Origin of the sequence: Pseudomonas sp. 478, from assembly GCF_003254125.1 — a bacterium.
GTDB lineage: Bacteria > Pseudomonadota > Gammaproteobacteria > Pseudomonadales > Pseudomonadaceae > Aquipseudomonas.
In genome coordinates this window covers 1-16,409 of record NZ_QKZG01000005.1, presented here as the reverse complement: position 1 = coordinate 16,409, position 16,409 = coordinate 1, and the positions used below count along the sequence as shown (strand labels likewise).

Annotated in this window: 13 protein-coding genes; 11 read left to right on the top strand and 2 right to left on the bottom strand. The window is 58.6% G+C overall.

What is annotated here, in order from left to right; all coding sequences use genetic code 11:
- Nucleotides 1-4 precede the first annotated feature (4 nt).
- The 4 genes from DFS28_RS11920 (at nt 5) to DFS28_RS11905 (ending at nt 3,730) form a co-directional block, all read left to right on the top strand.
- The gene (locus DFS28_RS11920) at nt 5-640 is read left to right on the top strand and encodes a response regulator transcription factor (protein WP_111449929.1); all 636 of its coding nucleotides are present in this window, start codon (nt 5-7) and stop codon (nt 638-640) included.
- A 78-nt stretch (nt 641-718) separates the two neighbouring features.
- Nucleotides 719-1,789 carry an AI-2E family transporter gene (locus DFS28_RS11915; RefSeq protein ID WP_111449928.1) on the top strand — a complete coding sequence of 357 codons (1,071 nt, stop codon included), beginning with the start codon at nt 719-721 and terminating at the stop codon, nt 1,787-1,789.
- A 191-nt stretch (nt 1,790-1,980) separates the two neighbouring features.
- A complete protein-coding gene (locus tag DFS28_RS11910) occupies nt 1,981-2,445 on the top strand; it encodes a MaoC family dehydratase (protein ID WP_111449927.1) in 465 nt (154 codons plus the stop codon).
- A 100-nt stretch (nt 2,446-2,545) separates the two neighbouring features.
- On the top strand, nt 2,546-3,730 hold the full coding sequence (locus DFS28_RS11905; RefSeq protein ID WP_111449926.1) for a patatin-like phospholipase family protein: 1,185 nt from the start codon (nt 2,546-2,548) through the stop codon (nt 3,728-3,730).
- Nucleotides 3,731-3,961: 231 nt separating this feature from the next.
- On the opposite strand, the gene DFS28_RS11900 is transcribed toward DFS28_RS11905, so the two are convergent.
- Nucleotides 3,962-4,609: an MliC family protein gene (locus DFS28_RS11900; RefSeq protein WP_111450238.1), complete on the bottom strand. Its 648-nt coding sequence runs from the start codon at nt 4,607-4,609 to the stop codon at nt 3,962-3,964.
- Nucleotides 4,610-5,016: 407 nt separating this feature from the next.
- On the opposite strand from DFS28_RS11900, the gene otnI reads away from it, so the two are divergent.
- The 7 genes from otnI (at nt 5,017) to DFS28_RS11865 (ending at nt 14,579) form a co-directional block, all read left to right on the top strand.
- Entirely contained in the window at nt 5,017-5,799 is a 783-nt protein-coding gene (gene otnI, locus DFS28_RS11895; protein ID WP_111449925.1) for a 2-oxo-tetronate isomerase, read from the top strand.
- Nucleotides 5,800-6,036: 237 nt separating this feature from the next.
- Nucleotides 6,037-7,134 (top strand): carboxynorspermidine decarboxylase, encoded by a 1,098-nt coding sequence (gene nspC / locus DFS28_RS11890; RefSeq protein WP_008157394.1) that lies wholly within the window; start codon nt 6,037-6,039, stop codon nt 7,132-7,134.
- A gap of 27 nt (nt 7,135-7,161) precedes the next feature.
- Nucleotides 7,162-8,397, top strand: coding sequence for a saccharopine dehydrogenase family protein (locus DFS28_RS11885; RefSeq protein ID WP_111449924.1), 1,236 nt, complete (start codon nt 7,162-7,164; stop codon nt 8,395-8,397).
- A 299-nt stretch (nt 8,398-8,696) separates the two neighbouring features.
- Nucleotides 8,697-10,478: a type I secretion system permease/ATPase gene (locus tag DFS28_RS11880; protein WP_111449923.1), complete on the top strand. Its 1,782-nt coding sequence runs from the start codon at nt 8,697-8,699 to the stop codon at nt 10,476-10,478.
- Nucleotides 10,459-11,772: an HlyD family type I secretion periplasmic adaptor subunit gene (locus DFS28_RS11875; RefSeq protein ID WP_111449922.1), complete on the top strand. Its 1,314-nt coding sequence runs from the start codon at nt 10,459-10,461 to the stop codon at nt 11,770-11,772. Before DFS28_RS11880 ends, DFS28_RS11875 begins: the two co-directional genes overlap by 20 nt.
- A gap of 2 nt (nt 11,773-11,774) precedes the next feature.
- On the top strand, nt 11,775-13,154 hold the full coding sequence (locus DFS28_RS11870) for a TolC family outer membrane protein (protein ID WP_111449921.1): 1,380 nt from the start codon (nt 11,775-11,777) through the stop codon (nt 13,152-13,154).
- A 681-nt stretch (nt 13,155-13,835) separates the two neighbouring features.
- Entirely contained in the window at nt 13,836-14,579 is a 744-nt protein-coding gene (locus DFS28_RS11865; protein ID WP_111449920.1) for a response regulator transcription factor, read from the top strand.
- Between the two features lie 123 nt (nt 14,580-14,702).
- Here the strand turns inward: DFS28_RS11865 and DFS28_RS11860 are convergent.
- A partial coding sequence (locus DFS28_RS11860) for a DUF5801 repeats-in-toxin domain-containing protein (protein WP_111449919.1) occupies nt 14,703-16,409 on the bottom strand: 1,707 nt, incomplete at its 5' end.

The following is a 16,409-nucleotide window of genomic DNA, read 5'->3' as shown; positions in this document are numbered from 1 at the left end:
CGTAATGGCAGGTGTGACGGAGCACGTGGTGTATGTGGTCGACGACGATCAAGGCATGCTCGATTCAACGGTCTGGTTATTGGAGTCGGTCGGCCTCAAGGCCTTGCCGTTTACCAGTGGCGTGGAGTTTCTCAATGCCTGTGATGCCACGCTCGATGCCTGCGTGCTGCTCGATGTTCGCATGCCCGGCATGGGCGGTTTGAACGTGCAGGAAGAAATGCGTGCACGTGAGCTGAACCTGCCGATCATTTTCGTCAGCGGGCACGCGGACGTGCCGATCGTGGTTCGCGCCTTTAAGGCGGGCGCCCATGACTTCATCGAGAAGCCCTACAACGAGCAATTACTGCTGGACAGCGTGCAACAGGCGCTCAGTAACTGCGCAGCAAACCGCTCGGGCAATCAGGGTCACGAAGCCTTGCAGGCACGCTTGCTGACACTGACCCCACGGGAGCGCGATGTCTTGCTGCCGCTGGTCCAGGGTTACACCACCCGTGAAATCGCTGAACAACTGGGCGTGAGCGCAAAAACCGTCGACCTTTATCGCTCGCGGGTGATGAAACGCATGCAGGCCAATACCTTGCCGGACCTGGTGGGCATGGCCATCGCCGCTGAACTGGTTCATCCGCTGAAGCTGCGGTGATTGCTCGCGTTTTTCATTTGGCGTCTATGCTGGGCTTACCGATCCCATCCCTCTGCAGCGATCTGCAAGGAGGCAGCAATGGTGCCCACATCCAGCTCCGAGAAGGCGTTCACACGCAATCTGCTCGATGTTTTGATCCGTGCGGGGTTGATTACCGTACTGGTGCTGTTCTGCTTTCAGATCTTCAGCCCGTTCCGCGACCTCATGCTGTGGTCGCTGATTATGGCGATCACCCTTTACCCGCTGCAACAGCGGCTCCGGGGGCCGCTGGGCCACAAAGACGGGCTCATTGCGACGCTGATCGTGCTTTTCTCCATCGTTGTTCTCATGGTGCCCGTCTATCTGCTGGGCACCTCCCTGGTTGATTCGATCGATCAGGCCAGGACCATCGTCAAGGACGGCAACTTCCATATTCCGCCGCCCGTCGATTCAGTTGCTGCCTGGCCTTTAGTGGGCAAGCCTATCTCTGCCATATGGCTGCAGGCCTCAACCGATCTTCCCGAGTTGACAGCGAAGTACCTGCCGCAGATCAAGCAATTCAGCATCGGCTTTCTGGGCAAACTCGCCGGCGTCGGCATGGGGTTCCTCACCTTTATCTGTGCGTTGATCATCGCCGGCATTTTCATGGCTTATGGCGAGAGCGGCACGCGCAGTGCGATACAGATCGCGTCCCGCATCAGCGGTCCGGGCAAAGGACCGAAAATTGCCGAACTGTGTACCGCTACGATTCGTGCGGTGGCGCTGGGGGTCGTCGGCATCGCCTTCATCCAGATGCTGCTGGTCGGCCTCGGTTTCGTGGTCAAGGGCGTTCCCGGCGCCGGGCTGCTTGCCTTGGCGGTGCTGCTGCTCGGCATCATGCAATTACCGGCGACGCTGATTACAGTGCCCGTGATTGTGTATGTGTTCGCCACCGAAGGGGCCAGTACGGCGAGCATTGTTTTTGCCATCTATGTGTTCGTTGCCGGCCTGGTGGATAACGTACTCAAGCCTTTGCTGCTGGGGCGCGGTGTCGATGTGCCTATGCCGGTGGTGCTGATCGGAGCCTTGGGCGGCATGGTCACCAGCGGTATCCTCGGTCTGTTCATCGGCCCGGTGGTGCTTGCGGTCGGCTATCAGTTGTTCTGGCAATGGGTGGAGGATCAGCCGTAGAACAGACCGGACGTCCCGCCGACGTTATGACTGCCCGGGCTTGCGCTAGCATAAAAGGTGTTCAGGCCACTCGCCCTGACGAGCAGGGCTGCCACCATGACTGCACAAAATCATCATCTACCGAGCGATCAGCGCCCTGGGAACTCTTTCGCGAGCTCAGCGACATCAGCTACGCCTGAAGAGGTTGAATCATGACCATCCATTCCTGGGAAAAACTCTACCTCGATGACCTGAGCCTGGGTCAGCAGTTCGAAAGCGACAGCCTGCGTGTCCATCGAGCGTCGATGCTGGCCTTCGCTCAGGAGTTCGACCCGCAACCGTTTCACCTCGATCCTGAAGCCGCCGAGCTGAGCCTGTTCCGTGGTCTGGCGGCCAGCGGCTGGAACACCGCTGCCCTGACCATGAAGCTGCTGGTGGAAAGCGTGCCGTTGGCAGACGGGATCATCGGCCTGAGTATCGAGTTAAGCTGGCCGACGCCGACCTACCCGGACGATCTGTTGCGCCTGCAATGCACCGTGCAGGCCATCGAACCATCCAGCTCCAAACCAGATCGGGGCGTGGTGACCCTGTTCATGGAAACACTCAATCAAAACGACAAGGTCGTGCAGCGAGCCACCGGCAAACTGCTGGTCTTCAGAAGACCGGCGCCAGATTGAGAACGTAGTCATGGGTGTGGGGAGCGTGCGTGTTCGGCAAGGCGTCTTGCCGTTACATTGAGCGCGTTCTTTGTCGATTGCAGGGGCCGGAGGCGGCGTTTTGAAAACATTCCTGCTCAGACCTAGCGCCTCAACGCTGAACATGTTGCGTCAAGCGTGCCTGCAACGCCGGGATGCGGTGCCGCCAACGTTAACCGAAAAAGCGCTCATCCCTGGCATTCCGGATGCCCGCTACTGGCTGGACCAGGACCTGACGCCGTTCATTCGGGATGTGAGTCAGGCCAACCTTCGAGAAGCCGAGGCACTCGCCAGCGCAGGGATGCCCAACGACACCCTGCCGCTGGCCAGCATGTTGGCCGTTTCGGGGGGCGGCGATGCCGGCACCTTCGCGGGGGGCATCATTGCGGGATGGACCCTGCATGGGTCTCGTCCCGTGTTCAAAGTCGTCACCGGCATTAGCGCTGGCGCCCTGGTCGCCCCGTTTGCCTACCTGGGGCCCCAGTACGACGGTGTCATTCTGGGTATCTGCAATGCAGTCGGTCCAAAAGACATTTTCCATCCGCGCAATATGCTGACCCGTCTTGCCAGTGATGGTATGGCGCACAGCAAGCCACTGTCGCGGCTGATTGCACAGCACGTCACCGCCGAGGTGCTTGCGGCGATCGCGGCGGAATACGCCAAAGGACGTCTGCTGATGATCGGCACCACCGACCTTGATTCAGGACGCCCGGTCACCTGGAACATGGGCGCTATTGCCTCCAGCCAGGCACCCGGCGCGCTCGACCTGTTTCGCAACATCATGATCGCATCGATGAGTATTCCCGGCGCCGTTTCACCCGTCATGATCGATGTGGAGGTAGACGGTCAACAGTTTCAGGAAATGCACGTGGACGGAGGCGTCCTGACGCAGGTGTTCCTTTACCCACCTGGCACCGTGATGGCGCTGAACCGCGTGACCGGGGCGCGTATGCGTGATGAACGGCATTTCTATGTCATTCGCAACGGCAAACTGGAGCTGCAGTGGTCCGGAACCAAGCGCCGCACCTTGAGCATCGGCGGTCGCGCCATCAGCGCATTGATCCAGACTCAGGGGATCAGCGATCTGGATCGAATTTACCGAATTGCACAGCAGGATGGCGCGGACTTCAATCTGGCGTACATCGGCACTGACTTTGATATTTCCCGCAATCACAGATTTGATGGCGAGTACATGAAGCGCTTGTTCGAATACGCCTTTGAACTCAGCGCGAAAGGCTATCCGTGGCATAAATCGCCGAGTACGTGAGAGAGGGGTGGTGCTGTGCCTGATGCCTGCCGTTGTGGCGAGGGGATTTATCCCCGTTCGGCTGCGAAGCAGTCGTGAATTCAGACAACGCAGTGCATCAGATAGATCGTGCGTTCAGGTTTTACGACTGCTTCGCAGCCGAACGGGGATAAATCCCCTCGCCACGTTACAAAAGTGTTGCGGCTGAAATATTGGAATAGCGGAGCTTGATTTCGGACTTGCGCCAAAAAATCAGCTGACCGGCTCGGCTGTACAACTCATCGCCCCTGAACCTGGCCTCTGGAAAATTACCGCGTTGCCGTCTTGCCAGAAGCGGTAGTTCCCCAGGGAATCCTTGCCGGTGTAATGGGTTCCCGAATCACTCGGCACCTGGTTCAGGGTGATCGAGGTGTTCGCCCATTTCAGGTACACGACACCTGGCTGCGTATTAAAGAAGGTGGCGGAAATTAGCGCGTTAAACCCGGTACAACGAAACGCCAACGGGCCTTCGGTGAGCCTGTCTGGATCCTTGGTTCTCACAATGGCTGAACCTTGGCGGAGCTGGTACGCGCGCTCGGCATAACTTCGGATCGTGCACGCCTTGGGCTCGGACGTGGACGCACACTGATTACGGGAGTCGATCCAGAACTGCTGGTCGATCAAGACTTTGTCTGGCCGCGGTACTGACCGTTGATCCGTGAGCGCCAGGCGATAAAGGCGCGTCAATTCGATGTCCATCTGCGCCAGTTGCGAGTCGCGACAGATCAGTTTTTCGACGGCGGCCCTTGCCGTGGCGCAGTCGAAGCTGGTCTTGAACGATGCAGCATTTGCGCAGGTGCTCGTCGCCGCGCAAACGCTGGCAGCGAGCAAACAGGAGAAAAGGCTCGTGACCGTTTTCATGTTGGCTTCACCCAGATCATTACGTGATCCCCGGATCGCCATGGAACCTATCGATCTGTTGAACATTCATTCGTTCGCATTGGGTGTATCGCAGTGTAAGTCAGTGCTCAGAACTTGCCACACCGCCGGGCGCAGAAACCCATGCCTTGTAGCCGCTGGCGAAGCCTGCGTTCGGCTCTGTAGCAGCTCTCGGCGCTGGTGACCACCGCCGGCATCATCAGCCCGCTGATTGTGACCCTCGATCTCACGGCGAATCACATGGCGGGTTTCTGTATTACCCTGCTGATCTGGCCGTTTGTTTAACGAACTCGACCTGTAGGAGCACGGCTTGCCGGCGATGGCGTCCTTGAGATCGCTATCGCTAGCAAGCTCGGCTCCTACAAAAAAAGCCATCCATAGGAACTACCATGCCTCGTTTCGCTGCCAACCTCAGCATGCTCTACCCGGAACATGCGTTTCTGGATCGCTTCGCCGCTGCGGCCGCCGATGGTTTCGAAGCGGTGGAGTATCTGTTCCCCTACGACTACAGCGCTGAAGAACTCAAGCAACGCTTGAGCGACAACGGCCTGGCGCAGGCTCTGTTCAACGCGCCGCCCGGTGATTGGGCGGCGGGCGAGCGGGGCACGGTGTCGTTGCCGGGCCGTGAGAGTGAATTTCGTAGCGGTTTCGATCGCGCCCTGGAGTACGCCGGCGTGCTGGGCAACTCGCGCATCCATGTCATGGCCGGCCTGCTACCGTCCGAGCGTGATCGCGCACGGCATCACGCCATTTATCTGGAAAACCTCGCCTACGCCACCGCCCAAGCGGCGAAGGCAGGTGTCATGGTATTGCTCGAGCCGATCAATACACGAGACATGCCGGGGTTTTTCCTCAACCGCCAGGACCAGGCCCAGGCCATCTGCAAGGAAGTAGGCGCCAGTAACCTGAAGGTTCAGTTCGACTGTTATCACTGCCAAATCGTCGAGGGCGACCTGGCCACCAAACTGCGTCGGGACATCGAAGGCATCGGCCATATCCAGATCGCTGGCGTGCCGGACCGGCATGAACCGGACCTGGGAGAGGTCAACTATCCCTATCTGTTCGAGTTGATCGACCAGTTGGGTTATGACGGCTGGGTAGGGTGCGAATATCGGCCGCGTGGCAACACGTCTGCCGGTTTGCAATGGTTGCGGGACTGGAAGGCGCGCTAAGCGCAAAGCTGACGGTAAAGCTAACGGTCAAACATAGTAGCGAATCTGTAGCCGGATCAGTAGCGCGGCGATGTGACGGGGCCCAGGGACAAAGGCCGTCACTCAGGCTTGTTTGAAGCCTGGGACTTAAATTGAGCCGCGTTTCACGTGCAGAGCGCTTCCTGCTCTTTCGATATGTAGCCAGTGAAGGCACAATGCGCATCCTTTTTTGGCTGGCCTTGCCGGAGGCGCCTCGAAATGATCAAAACGCCGTACTACCTCATCGATAAACAAAAGCTGCTGGCGAACATGCAGAAGATCGCCTACGTGCGCGAACAGTCCGGGGCCAAGGCCCTGCTGGCACTCAAGTGCTTCGCCACCTGGTCGGTGTTCGACCTGATGCAGCAATACATGGACGGCACCACGTCGTCGTCGCTTTACGAGCTCAAGCTCGGTCGACAGAAGTTCGCAGGCGAGACCCATGCCTATAGCGTGGCCTGGGCCGACGACGAGATCGAGGAGATGCTCGAAAACTGCGACAAGATCATCTTCAACTCCATCGGTCAGTTGCAGCGCTACACTGAGGCTTCAGCAGGCAAGGTGCGCGGTCTGCGGGTCAATCCGCAGGTGAGCAGCTCGGATTATTTGCTGGCCGACCCTGCGCGGCCGTTCAGCCGTCTGGGCGAGTGGGACCCGGTGAAGATCGAACAGGTCATCGAGCAGATCTCTGGTTTCATGTTCCACAACAACTGCGAGAACGGTGATTTCGGCCTGTTCGACCAGATGCTGTGCACCATCGAAGAACGTTTCGGCGACTTGCTGCACAAGGTCGAGTGGGTCAGCCTCGGTGGCGGTATCCATTTCACGGGTGAAGGCTACGCGCTGGACGAGTTCTGCGCGCGCCTCAAGGCCTTCTCGCAAAAATACGGCGTGCAGGTCTACCTCGAACCGGGCGAAGCGGCCATCACGCAGAGCGCGTCGCTGGAAGTCACCGTGCTCGACACCCTCTACAACGGCAAGCACCTGGCGGTTGTGGACAGCTCCATCGAAGCGCACATGCTCGATCTGCTGATCTATCGCCTGAATGCCAAGCTGGCGCCTAGCGAGGGTGAGCACACGTACATGGTGTGCGGCAAATCCTGCCTGGCCGGAGACATTTTCGGTGAATATCAATTTGATCGTCCGCTGGCTATCGGGGATCGGCTGTCGTTCATCGACGCAGCGGGTTACACCATGGTCAAGAAGAACTGGTTCAACGGCCTGAAAATGCCGTCCATCGTAGTGAAACAACTCGACGGTACAGTCGAGGTGGTTCGTGAGTTTGGTTACAACGACTACATGTCCAGCCTTTCGTAAGCTGGCAGAGAAGGAGAGAGAGAAAAATTGAAGAAGAACGTGCTTATCATTGGTGCAGGAGGTGTCGCCAAGGTGGTGGCCCACAAGTGCGCGCAGCACAACGATGAACTCGGTCGTATTGCTATCGCGTCGCGCAACATCTCCAAGTGCCAGGCCATCATCGACAGCGTCAAGGCCAAGGGCAGCCTCAAAGTGCCTGCCGACATCCAGGCCTTCTCGCTGAACGCCCTGGATGTCGAAGCGACCAAGGCGCTGATCCGCGAAACCGGATCGCAGATCGTCATCAACGTCGGTTCCGCGTTCCTCAACATGTCGGTGCTGCGCGCCTGCATCGATACCGGCGTGGCCTATCTGGACACTGCCATTCACGAAGAGCCGGGCAAAGTCTGCGAGACGCCGCCCTGGTATGGCAACTACGAGTGGAACCACCTCGAAGAGTGCAAAGAGAAGAACATTACCGCCATTCTCGGCGTGGGCTTCGACCCGGGTGTGGTCAACGCCTATGCAGCACTGGCGCAACAACAGTATTTCGACCGCATTGATTCGATCGACATTCTCGACGTCAATGCCGGTTCCCATGGCAAGTATTTCGCCACCAATTTCGACCCGGAAATCAACTTCCGCGAATTCACCGGACAAGTGTGGAGCTGGCAGAACAGCCAGTGGACCAGCAACACGATGTTCGAAGTCAAACGCACCGACGACCTGCCGGTCGTAGGCGCGCAGAACCTGTACCTGACCGGCCACGATGAAGTGCACTCGCTGTCGAAGAACCTCGACGTGCCCAACGTGCGTTTCTGGATGAGCTTCGGCGAGCACTACATCAATGTGTTCACCGTACTCAGGAACCTTGGACTGCTCTCCGAGCAACCGGTCAAAACCGCCGAGGGCCTGGAAGTCGTGCCGCTGAAAGTGGTCAAGGCCGTGCTGCCTGATCCGAGCTCGCTGGCGCCCGGCTACACCGGCAAGACCTGCATCGGCGACCTGGTCAAGGGCACCAAGGATGGCCAGCCGCGCGAAGTGTTCATCTACAACGTGGCTGATCATGAAGACGCTTACGCGGAAACTGACAGCCAGGGCATTTCCTATACCGCAGGCGTGCCGCCCGTGGCCGCAGCCTTGCTGGTCGCCCGTGGCGAATGGGACGTGCAGCGCATGGCCAACGTCGAGGAGCTTGCGGCTGAGCCGTTCCTCAAGGCGCTGGATATGATGGGCCTGCCGACCCGCATCAAGGACGAAAATGGAGATCGTCCGTGGAGCTGAAACGCTTGAGGCTCGCGAAATACAGGTGAGTCTCGTTTCCCGCTCCAGCTATGGATCTACAGAGCTCCATTGAATTCTGTAAATCATTGAAATCAGGACCTTCGGGTCCTTTTTTCGTTTCGGCGGGAAACACTGAAATCCATCCCGGCCTCGATGTCGCCGGTATCTTGCGCGTTCTTTACCGTCAGGTTGTTGCAGGGGCAATACTCGTTGCCTGAGGCGATCCGCCCGATTGCCGTACGTAGTGGTTCGGCATGATCTAAGCTCCACAATGGATGGCTTCTCGAGCAGGGGTTTCAATGCGAAGCACACCTGAAAACAGCCTGAAAAATGCGTTGAAAGCCTGTAGAGAGAGCTTTATTTCTGTTGGCTTTTTCAGCCTTTTCATCAACGCGCTAATGCTCGTGCCTACCTTCTATATGCTTCAAGTGTATGGGCGAGTTATAACCAGCGGAAGTCTGACGACCCTGGCAATGCTGACGCTGATCATGACCGGCTTGGTGGTCACGCTCGGCTCCTTGGAATGGGTTCGTTCGCGCATTATGGTTCGGGTCAGTACCCGGCTGGATGTGTTGCTGAGTCGCCAAGTCTATAAGGCCAGCTTCAAACGGGCTCTGGACAGTGGCGGCATGGATGCTTCGGCCCAGTCGCTCAACGACTTGACTGGCTTGAGGCAGTTTCTCTCCGGTCCTGGATTGTTCGCCTTTTTCGATGCGCCATGGTTGCCTATCTATATCGCTGTGATGTTCATGTTTCATCCCTGGTTTGGTTGGGTAGCGACGGGCAGTGCGCTGTTGCTGTTATTGCTCGCGTTTATCAATGAGAGGCTGACGGGGCCGACACTGGCCCAGGCTAACAAGGAACATATTGGCGCGACGCTCTATACCACCAAAAACCTGCGCAACGCTGAAGTCATCGAGTCCATGGGCATGCTTGAAACCCTCATGGACCGTTGGGGACATCGTCAAAGAAATGTCCTGTTGCTGCAGGCCCAGGCGAGCGATAGAGGTGCCGTGATCAGCACGCTTTCCAGGACTTTCCGGATCCTGGTGCAGTCACTGATCCTTGGTCTGGGGGCGTACTTGGCCGTGGATCATCAGGTGGGGGCAGGCTTGGTGTTTGCCGGGTCCGTGCTGCTAGGCCGCGCATTGGCTCCCATCGATCTGATCATCGGCAGTTGGAGGGGCTTTATTGCGGCCCGCTCGCAATACCGCCGTCTCAACGACATCCTCGACAAACAACAGGCTCAGCCCGAGCGTATGTCATTGCCTGCGCCTCAGGGACATGTACAGGTAGAGAGTCTGGTCATCGCGGCACCTGGCTCGAAAACGCCGATCATCAACAACATAAGTTTCAGCGTACCTGCCGGCTGCGTTGTCGGCATCATCGGTCCCAGTGCCGCAGGCAAGTCCACCCTGGCCAGGGCACTGATGGGGGTATGGGTGCCGCAGCATGGCGTGGTCCGGCTCGATGGCGCGGACATCAGTGCGTGGGACAAACATGAACTTGGGCCGCATATAGGTTACTTGCCCCAGGACATTGAACTGTTCGAAGGCAGCATCAGCGAGAACATTGCCCGCTTCGCCGAGGTCGACTCGGCGCAAGTCATTCAGGCTGCCAGGACCGCTGGCGTTCACGAAATGATTTTGCAGTTGCCCGATGGCTACGACACCGTCATTGGCAGCGAGGGCCTTATGCTGTCGGGAGGGCAGCGCCAGCGCATCGGACTGGCCCGTGCCCTGTATGGCACCCCGCGGCTGATTATTCTCGACGAGCCCAATTCCAATCTTGACGAAGTCGGTGATCGCGCCCTGGTGGCAGCCATCCAGCAGCTCAAGCAGACCGGCGCGACCCTGTTTGTCATTACCCACCGAACCAACATCGTGTCGCAACTTGACCGACTCATGGTGATGAACGCAGGGGTTATCAGTCTCTATGGGCCACGCGAGCAAGTGCTCGCCGAACTCGCGCAGAAACAGCAGGCACAAAAGCTAGCCATGTCGGCAGGCGCCACCATGGCTTCGGTCAAAACCAGCAAGGGCGATGCCGATGAACCCTACGATGCCCAGTCGTCAAATTGAAAGCTTCGCCGGCCTGCCGATATCTGATCGTAAAGCACGCCGCCTGGGCATTGGTATTGTAGGGGTGACCTTCGGCCTGTTTGGCACTTGGGCGGCGCTCGCGCCCCTCGACGGTGCCGCTTACGCGCCGGGGGTAGTCACCGTGCAGACTTACCGCAAAACGGTCCAGCATCCTGAAGGGGGCATCGTCAAAACGGTACTGGTCCATGACGGTGACATCGTCAAGCGTGGTGATCCGCTGATCATTCTTGATGACGCCCAGTTGCGCTTCGAATACGAGATGACCCGAGGCCAACTCGCCGCGACCAGAGCCATGGAGGCAAGACTCAGGGCCGAGCGCGACACACAGTCGGCCATCAGCTTTGGCGAGATAACCGATCCCGCCAGCCTGCGAGGAGTGGAGGCGCGCCAGGGTGAGACCCAGGTGTTCAACGCCCGGCAGGGCTCGCGGCTGGGTCAGATTTCGGTGTTGCGCGAGCGCGTTGGCCAGTTGAGTCAACAGATCAAGGGACTGGAGTCGATGATTGCTGCCAAGGTCCAACTGGAGAAATCCTATAGCGGTGAAATCGTTGAATTGACCGACCTGCTCAAACAAGGGTTCGTTGACAAACAACGTCTGCTCGAGCAGGAACGCAAGCTGGGGATGCTCAGGTCGGAGGTGGCTGACCACCGTTCCGCTATAAACAAGACTCGTCTGCAGATCAACGAAACACAGCTGCAGATTCTGCAAATCGACAAGGATTTCAATACCGAGGTGGTCAAGGAGCTGGCCGAGGTTCAGACCCGGATGTACGACCTGCAAGAGAAAACCTCGTCCCTGGAAGACCGGCTCAGCCGTATCGTCATCCGCGCACCCGACGCGGGCATGGTGATTGGCATGACCGTGCACACCATTGGTGGTGTCGTGAGCCCGGCAACGCCGCTGCTGGATATCGTTCCATCGGTTTCCGAGCTGGTCATAGAGGCCCAGGTGGCGCCTGTGGATATTGATCGTATCGGCATCGGCAAGCGGGCCGATATCCGTTTCGGCGCGTTCAAAAGCTCGACCACGCCGGTGATCGAAGGCGAGGTCAGCAGCGTATCGGCTGACCGCCTGACCAACGAAAAGACCGGGACGGCCTATTACCTGGCGCGGGTCCGGGTAACCGAGAACGGTGCGCGTACCTTGGGTGAGCGCAAGTTGTTGCCGGGGATGCCGGCGGACGTATTGATCATCACCGGGCAACGCACGTTGTTGCAGTACTTGATGCAGCCGGCTCGCGATGCCATGTCTCAATCGTTGATCGAGGAATGACCATGAACGCATCGGCAGTTTTGCTGGGCGGTGCGTTCATCCTTGGAGCGGGGGCCGCCCTGGCGCAAACCACTGCGGCAACGCCGACCGGGGTCAGCGCCTCGACGTTTTCCACCGACCTCATGCAGTTGTATCGTGAGTCACGACTGGAAGATCCGCGGGTATTGGCCTCCTATGCGCAAGCGCAGGCGGGCAAGGAACATCAGCGCGAGGCTATGGGGGCGCTGTTCCCGCAGGTATCGCTCAACGCCGGGACGAATCGGATTCATCAGGAGAGCGACCTGGTGCAGCGCAGTTACGATAGCGAAAACTACAGCCTGGTGCTGCGTCAGTACCTTTACAACAAGACCGCGTGGGAGAACTACCAAAAATTCAAAAGCCTGGCCAAGCAGTCCGAATCGCAAGCGCTGGACGCCCAGGCCGAGGCCACAGTGGACTTGGCGCAGCGTTACTTCACCGCGTTGGCGGCCGAAGATGAACTGGAGTTGGTGAAGGCGGAGCGTCGAACCACGCAAAAGAGTCTGGACCGAGTCAATGCGTTGTACGAAAAGCAGCTGGCAATGATTACTGATCAGCTCGACCTCAAGGCCCGGGTAGATTTGCTGGCGGCACAGGAGCTGGATGCCCAGAACCAGGCCAGTATCAGTCGCGAGGCACTGGCAGAGATCGTCGGCCGGCCGGTCAAGGAGAAGCTCAACCGGATTCGCGATGACGTGCAACTGCGGGTTTCAGCGCAGAGCCTGGAAACCTGGGTGCGCGAGGGTATAGCGCTAAACCCGGCGCTCAAGGCCAACGAAAGCGGTGTGGAAGCCGCGGGCGCTGCGTTGCGTAGCGGCAAGGGCGGGCACTATCCGACCCTGAGCCTTACGCTGAGCGCGCAGCAGACCAACGAGGGCTACAACAATACCCTGGCGCCGCGCACCGACAGCTATGTCGCCGGTATAGGCGTTCAGGTGCCGCTGTACAGCGGTGGTTCGACCTCGGCACGGGTCCGTGGGCTCTACCAGGATCAGATTACCGCCGAGCAGGAACTGGAAGCGATCCGGCGCCGGGTGGTCAAGGAGATCACTAGCGCTTACCTGACCGCCAATTCGAGCGGAGAAAAGATCAGTGCGAGCCGCAATGCCCTGGCCTCGGCACAGCTGTCCAGAGTGGCCGCAGAGAAAGCGCTCGATTACGGAATGGTCAATGCCGTCGATGTACTGACCAGCGTACGCAACGAATTCCGGGCGCGTCGTGACTTGCTCAAGACGCAATACGAGTTCGTCACTAATGTCCTTACCCTCAATCGCTGGGCGGGAAAGCCGCCTGCCGAGGGTGTCGAAAGCGTTAATGCCTGGTTGAGTCCCGGCAGCTCCAGTCAAACCCTCACATCCCACTGACGCCAATTTGAGCCATAACCTCCAGCAGTTCAGTGGTGGTTGCCGTGGCGTTGTCGCAAAAAACTCGAGTACCGAAGTCATGCGGTTACCCGAACGCACCGCAAGGAAAAAATCGCGGCGAGATCCAGATTGGGAGCATTTCCATGGTTCGGCGTAGCGAGTTTCGCCGATAAATTGACGTCAGAGTTTATTCTGTTTTTGCCTCTACACCATTCGTCGGTTAATTGACGATTTTGATCGGAATCAGGTTTGGTTGCCGCTCGCCGGGGGCGGGCTTAACACCTTGATTTCTTAGGGGGAGAACACCCCTTGGGGACATCGGCCGGGCTTCCCGCACGAGGCCTGAGTCGACGACTGGTGGATAGGCGGGCTGGCAGCACGCTGGGCTGGCCTAGACTCAGTTCAGCGGTTCGAGGGAGCACATCAATCATGCGCAAGCTATTGATGATTATTCCTATTTATGTTGCCTCGATGGCTTTGCCCGGCTTTTGGAAACGTCCGCGACTCCTGCCGGTGAAGCCAGTGGAAGTGTCCCCTAGGGATGAATAGCCGGGTGGGCACCATTAGGCCTGTCGGCGCTCGCATCTGTCCTTCGATCACGGTGGCCAGGTGAGGGAGCTGCTGATCCATGTAGGCCAAGGGAGGGAGGTCAGAGTTAATTCTTCAAGGGAGTCAGGAGTAATGACGACCCACAGAAAACCAATACGCGTGATGCTGATCGATTGTCGTCCCCTCGTTCTCATGGGCCTTCAAGATTTGATCAATGCCAGGAAGCCTCAGATGGAAGTGAGCGGCCAGGCCACCACCTATACCAATGCGCTGGATCTTGCCGATCAGTTGCGTCCCAATGTGATTTTTTTCAGTTTCTTTCCAGATGCGCTGAACCCACTGGAGGTCGTGGCGGGACTCACCCGCAACGCCGAAATGAAAGTGCTGGTGCTCAAGGGCCTGTACGAAGCCGTCCCCGTTGCCCAGGCAATAGAGGCGGGTGCACGGGGTATCGTGCTGGCGGAAGACCCGACGGAATCGATCATCCAGGCCATCATCACGGTCCACCACCGCGACACCGGACAGGATAGGGCCTGGGCCGGTGGGCTTTCCGGCTATTCCGCGGCCGGGAATATTCACTTTAAATGCAATCTGGAGCAGGCAAAACAGGCGCGGCTAACGCTACGCGAGAGGGAATTGATTCGCGCCATTGTCGGGGATCCGTCCGCCAAATACATGAGCATCGCCGGGCGTCTGGGCATCAGTGAACACACCGTGCACAACCACCTCAGCAACATCTATCAAAAGCTTAATCTGATCAACCGCATCGATTTGCTGATGTATGCGCTGAAGCACGGGCTCACCAACAACGAAAAACTACCCGAGTCCACGTGGGTGGAACTGGATTTGGTTTCACGTCGGAACAAGACGATCTGACACCCTTGGGAGCGTCTGCCGCAGGTGGCCGGGGTCGATGCGAGCATGCGGATCTAATATTGGATCTGACAAAAGAATGCGAGGCTGGTTTGCACCACCCTCGCATTCTTTTACGCGCGTTTCTCAGACGCTGCCGTAAACAATGTCGCTACTCAGAAGATCGACCCCGACCAAGGTGATGGTCGTGACTTGTCCGCCCGTTTCGGCAACCGTCACGATGCTGTCTGCGCCGGTGTTGTCGATCGATTGGACAACCGCGCTCTGGTCGCCATTGAGCACCAAGGCGTCTCGCAGGTTTGCGTTCGCATCGAAGCCGGTGACCTGGTACTGGTTCTCATCGACTGACAAATCGACGTTGAAGGCATCACGCTCACCGCCCGTGCCAATCAGGGTGAAGTCGAACTGTGCGCCGGCCAAGTCGTTGGCGAACAGATTGGCGTCGAACGTGCTCGTCGCCGAGTCCCCATCCTTGTCCGTCAGCGTCGCGTTGAACGTCAGCTGGACATCGCTGGCCAGGCTCTCGGTCTCGTGGATGAACTGGATCGTCGGGATCTTGATCTCGCCTCGGGCCATCGTGAGCTGAACAGCATCGATCAGATTCGTGCCATCGCTCTCAATGAGGAAGGATACCTGTCCGCCTGCCTCCGGAGTCAGGGTATTCACTTCGATGAGGTTCGAGAACGTGCCATCCTCGTAGAAGGCCCTGTAGTACAGGTCCTCGGTCGCCGTGTTGTAACCTCCCACGGAGTTGTCGATGAAGACCCTCATGCCCGTCAGCAAGCTCTCCGGATTGACGACGAAACTTTCATCGGCAGCGCCGATTGCCGCCAGGTTGTCTCCCTGGAACAGGTTATTGGCGACGCCGATGCCGGACGTGCTGACGTTCATGGCCCTCGGGTCGATATACGAGGGCAGGGGGTTGGTCTGTAGCGTGGCTTCGGTGGGGTCAGGTGCTCCAAGCCCGATACCGGTCAGGATGTCCGAAGTCGACGCAGTTGCTTTCGCGGAAAAGAACACAACCTCCTCAGATGGCGAAGGAATAGTCGGCGGATCCTGCTCTGGAATTAACAATGTGCGCACTGGATCCGGACCGCCAGCACCGAGTGCGCCGTCGGCAGTGCTGAGCACGATCTCTGAACTGAAGCCCTGCACCAGATCCAGTGCATAGCTGCCATTGGCAAAGGCGGTCAACGTGTAGTCGACGCTGGTATCCGCCGTTGCGGCGTTGTTGTCGAAATCGCCGGTCAACGTCCCTGCGAAGTGGTACGCGCCACTGCCGTCCGGTGAGGGCGACTGCTCGGTGAGCGTGGCGGTCCCGGTGGTGGTCGTGTTGTCTGGTCTGACGAGGGTGAACTGGCTATCCACCGAAATATCCAGACCGGCCGCACCCAGCCCGTCGGCGCCCGCCGAATGGTCCCAGAAGCCGAATTGCGGCAGGACGCTACCGGTGCCGATCAGGTTGCCGAATGCAAGTGATGGGCCGTCGTCCTCGAACACCAGGTTCTGGCCGATGTTGAGGGTCGCCTGGGCTCTGTCGCCGTCCTTGTCGGTTGCGGTCCCTATCAGCGTCACCAGGTTGTCCGCCGACAGCGTCGTCGCATCATCGGGATTGGTGGCATCGGGATGCACCACGGCGCGCAGCTGATCAAGGGTAACGTCACCGTTGGCGGCGACGCTGACCGTGAACACCAGCAGGTTGGTGGTGGCCGTACGGCCTTCGACTACACCGCCGTTAAGCGACAGGTTCACCGCCTCGCCGGTGGCCGTGTCGGTCAGTCCCGAAGGGCCGGCCGTCATGCCCAAGGCATAGGTCAATGTACCCGCGCCATC

Coding starts and splice junctions, on each gene's coding strand:
- DFS28_RS11875 (WP_111449922.1), top strand. CDS start 10,459: ATGCCCAGTCGTCAAATTGAAAGCTTCGCCGGCCTGCCGATATCTGAT.
- DFS28_RS11920 (WP_111449929.1), top strand. CDS start 5: ATGGCAGGTGTGACGGAGCACGTGGTGTATGTGGTCGACGACGATCAA.
- otnI (WP_111449925.1), top strand. CDS start 5,017: ATGCCTCGTTTCGCTGCCAACCTCAGCATGCTCTACCCGGAACATGCG.
- DFS28_RS11910 (WP_111449927.1), top strand. CDS start 1,981: ATGACCATCCATTCCTGGGAAAAACTCTACCTCGATGACCTGAGCCTG.
- DFS28_RS11880 (WP_111449923.1), top strand. CDS start 8,697: ATGCGAAGCACACCTGAAAACAGCCTGAAAAATGCGTTGAAAGCCTGT.
- DFS28_RS11870 (WP_111449921.1), top strand. CDS start 11,775: ATGAACGCATCGGCAGTTTTGCTGGGCGGTGCGTTCATCCTTGGAGCG.
- nspC (WP_008157394.1), top strand. CDS start 6,037: ATGATCAAAACGCCGTACTACCTCATCGATAAACAAAAGCTGCTGGCG.
- DFS28_RS11915 (WP_111449928.1), top strand. CDS start 719: ATGGTGCCCACATCCAGCTCCGAGAAGGCGTTCACACGCAATCTGCTC.
- DFS28_RS11865 (WP_111449920.1), top strand. CDS start 13,836: ATGACGACCCACAGAAAACCAATACGCGTGATGCTGATCGATTGTCGT.
- DFS28_RS11900 (WP_111450238.1), bottom strand. CDS start 4,609: ATGAAAACGGTCACGAGCCTTTTCTCCTGTTTGCTCGCTGCCAGCGTT.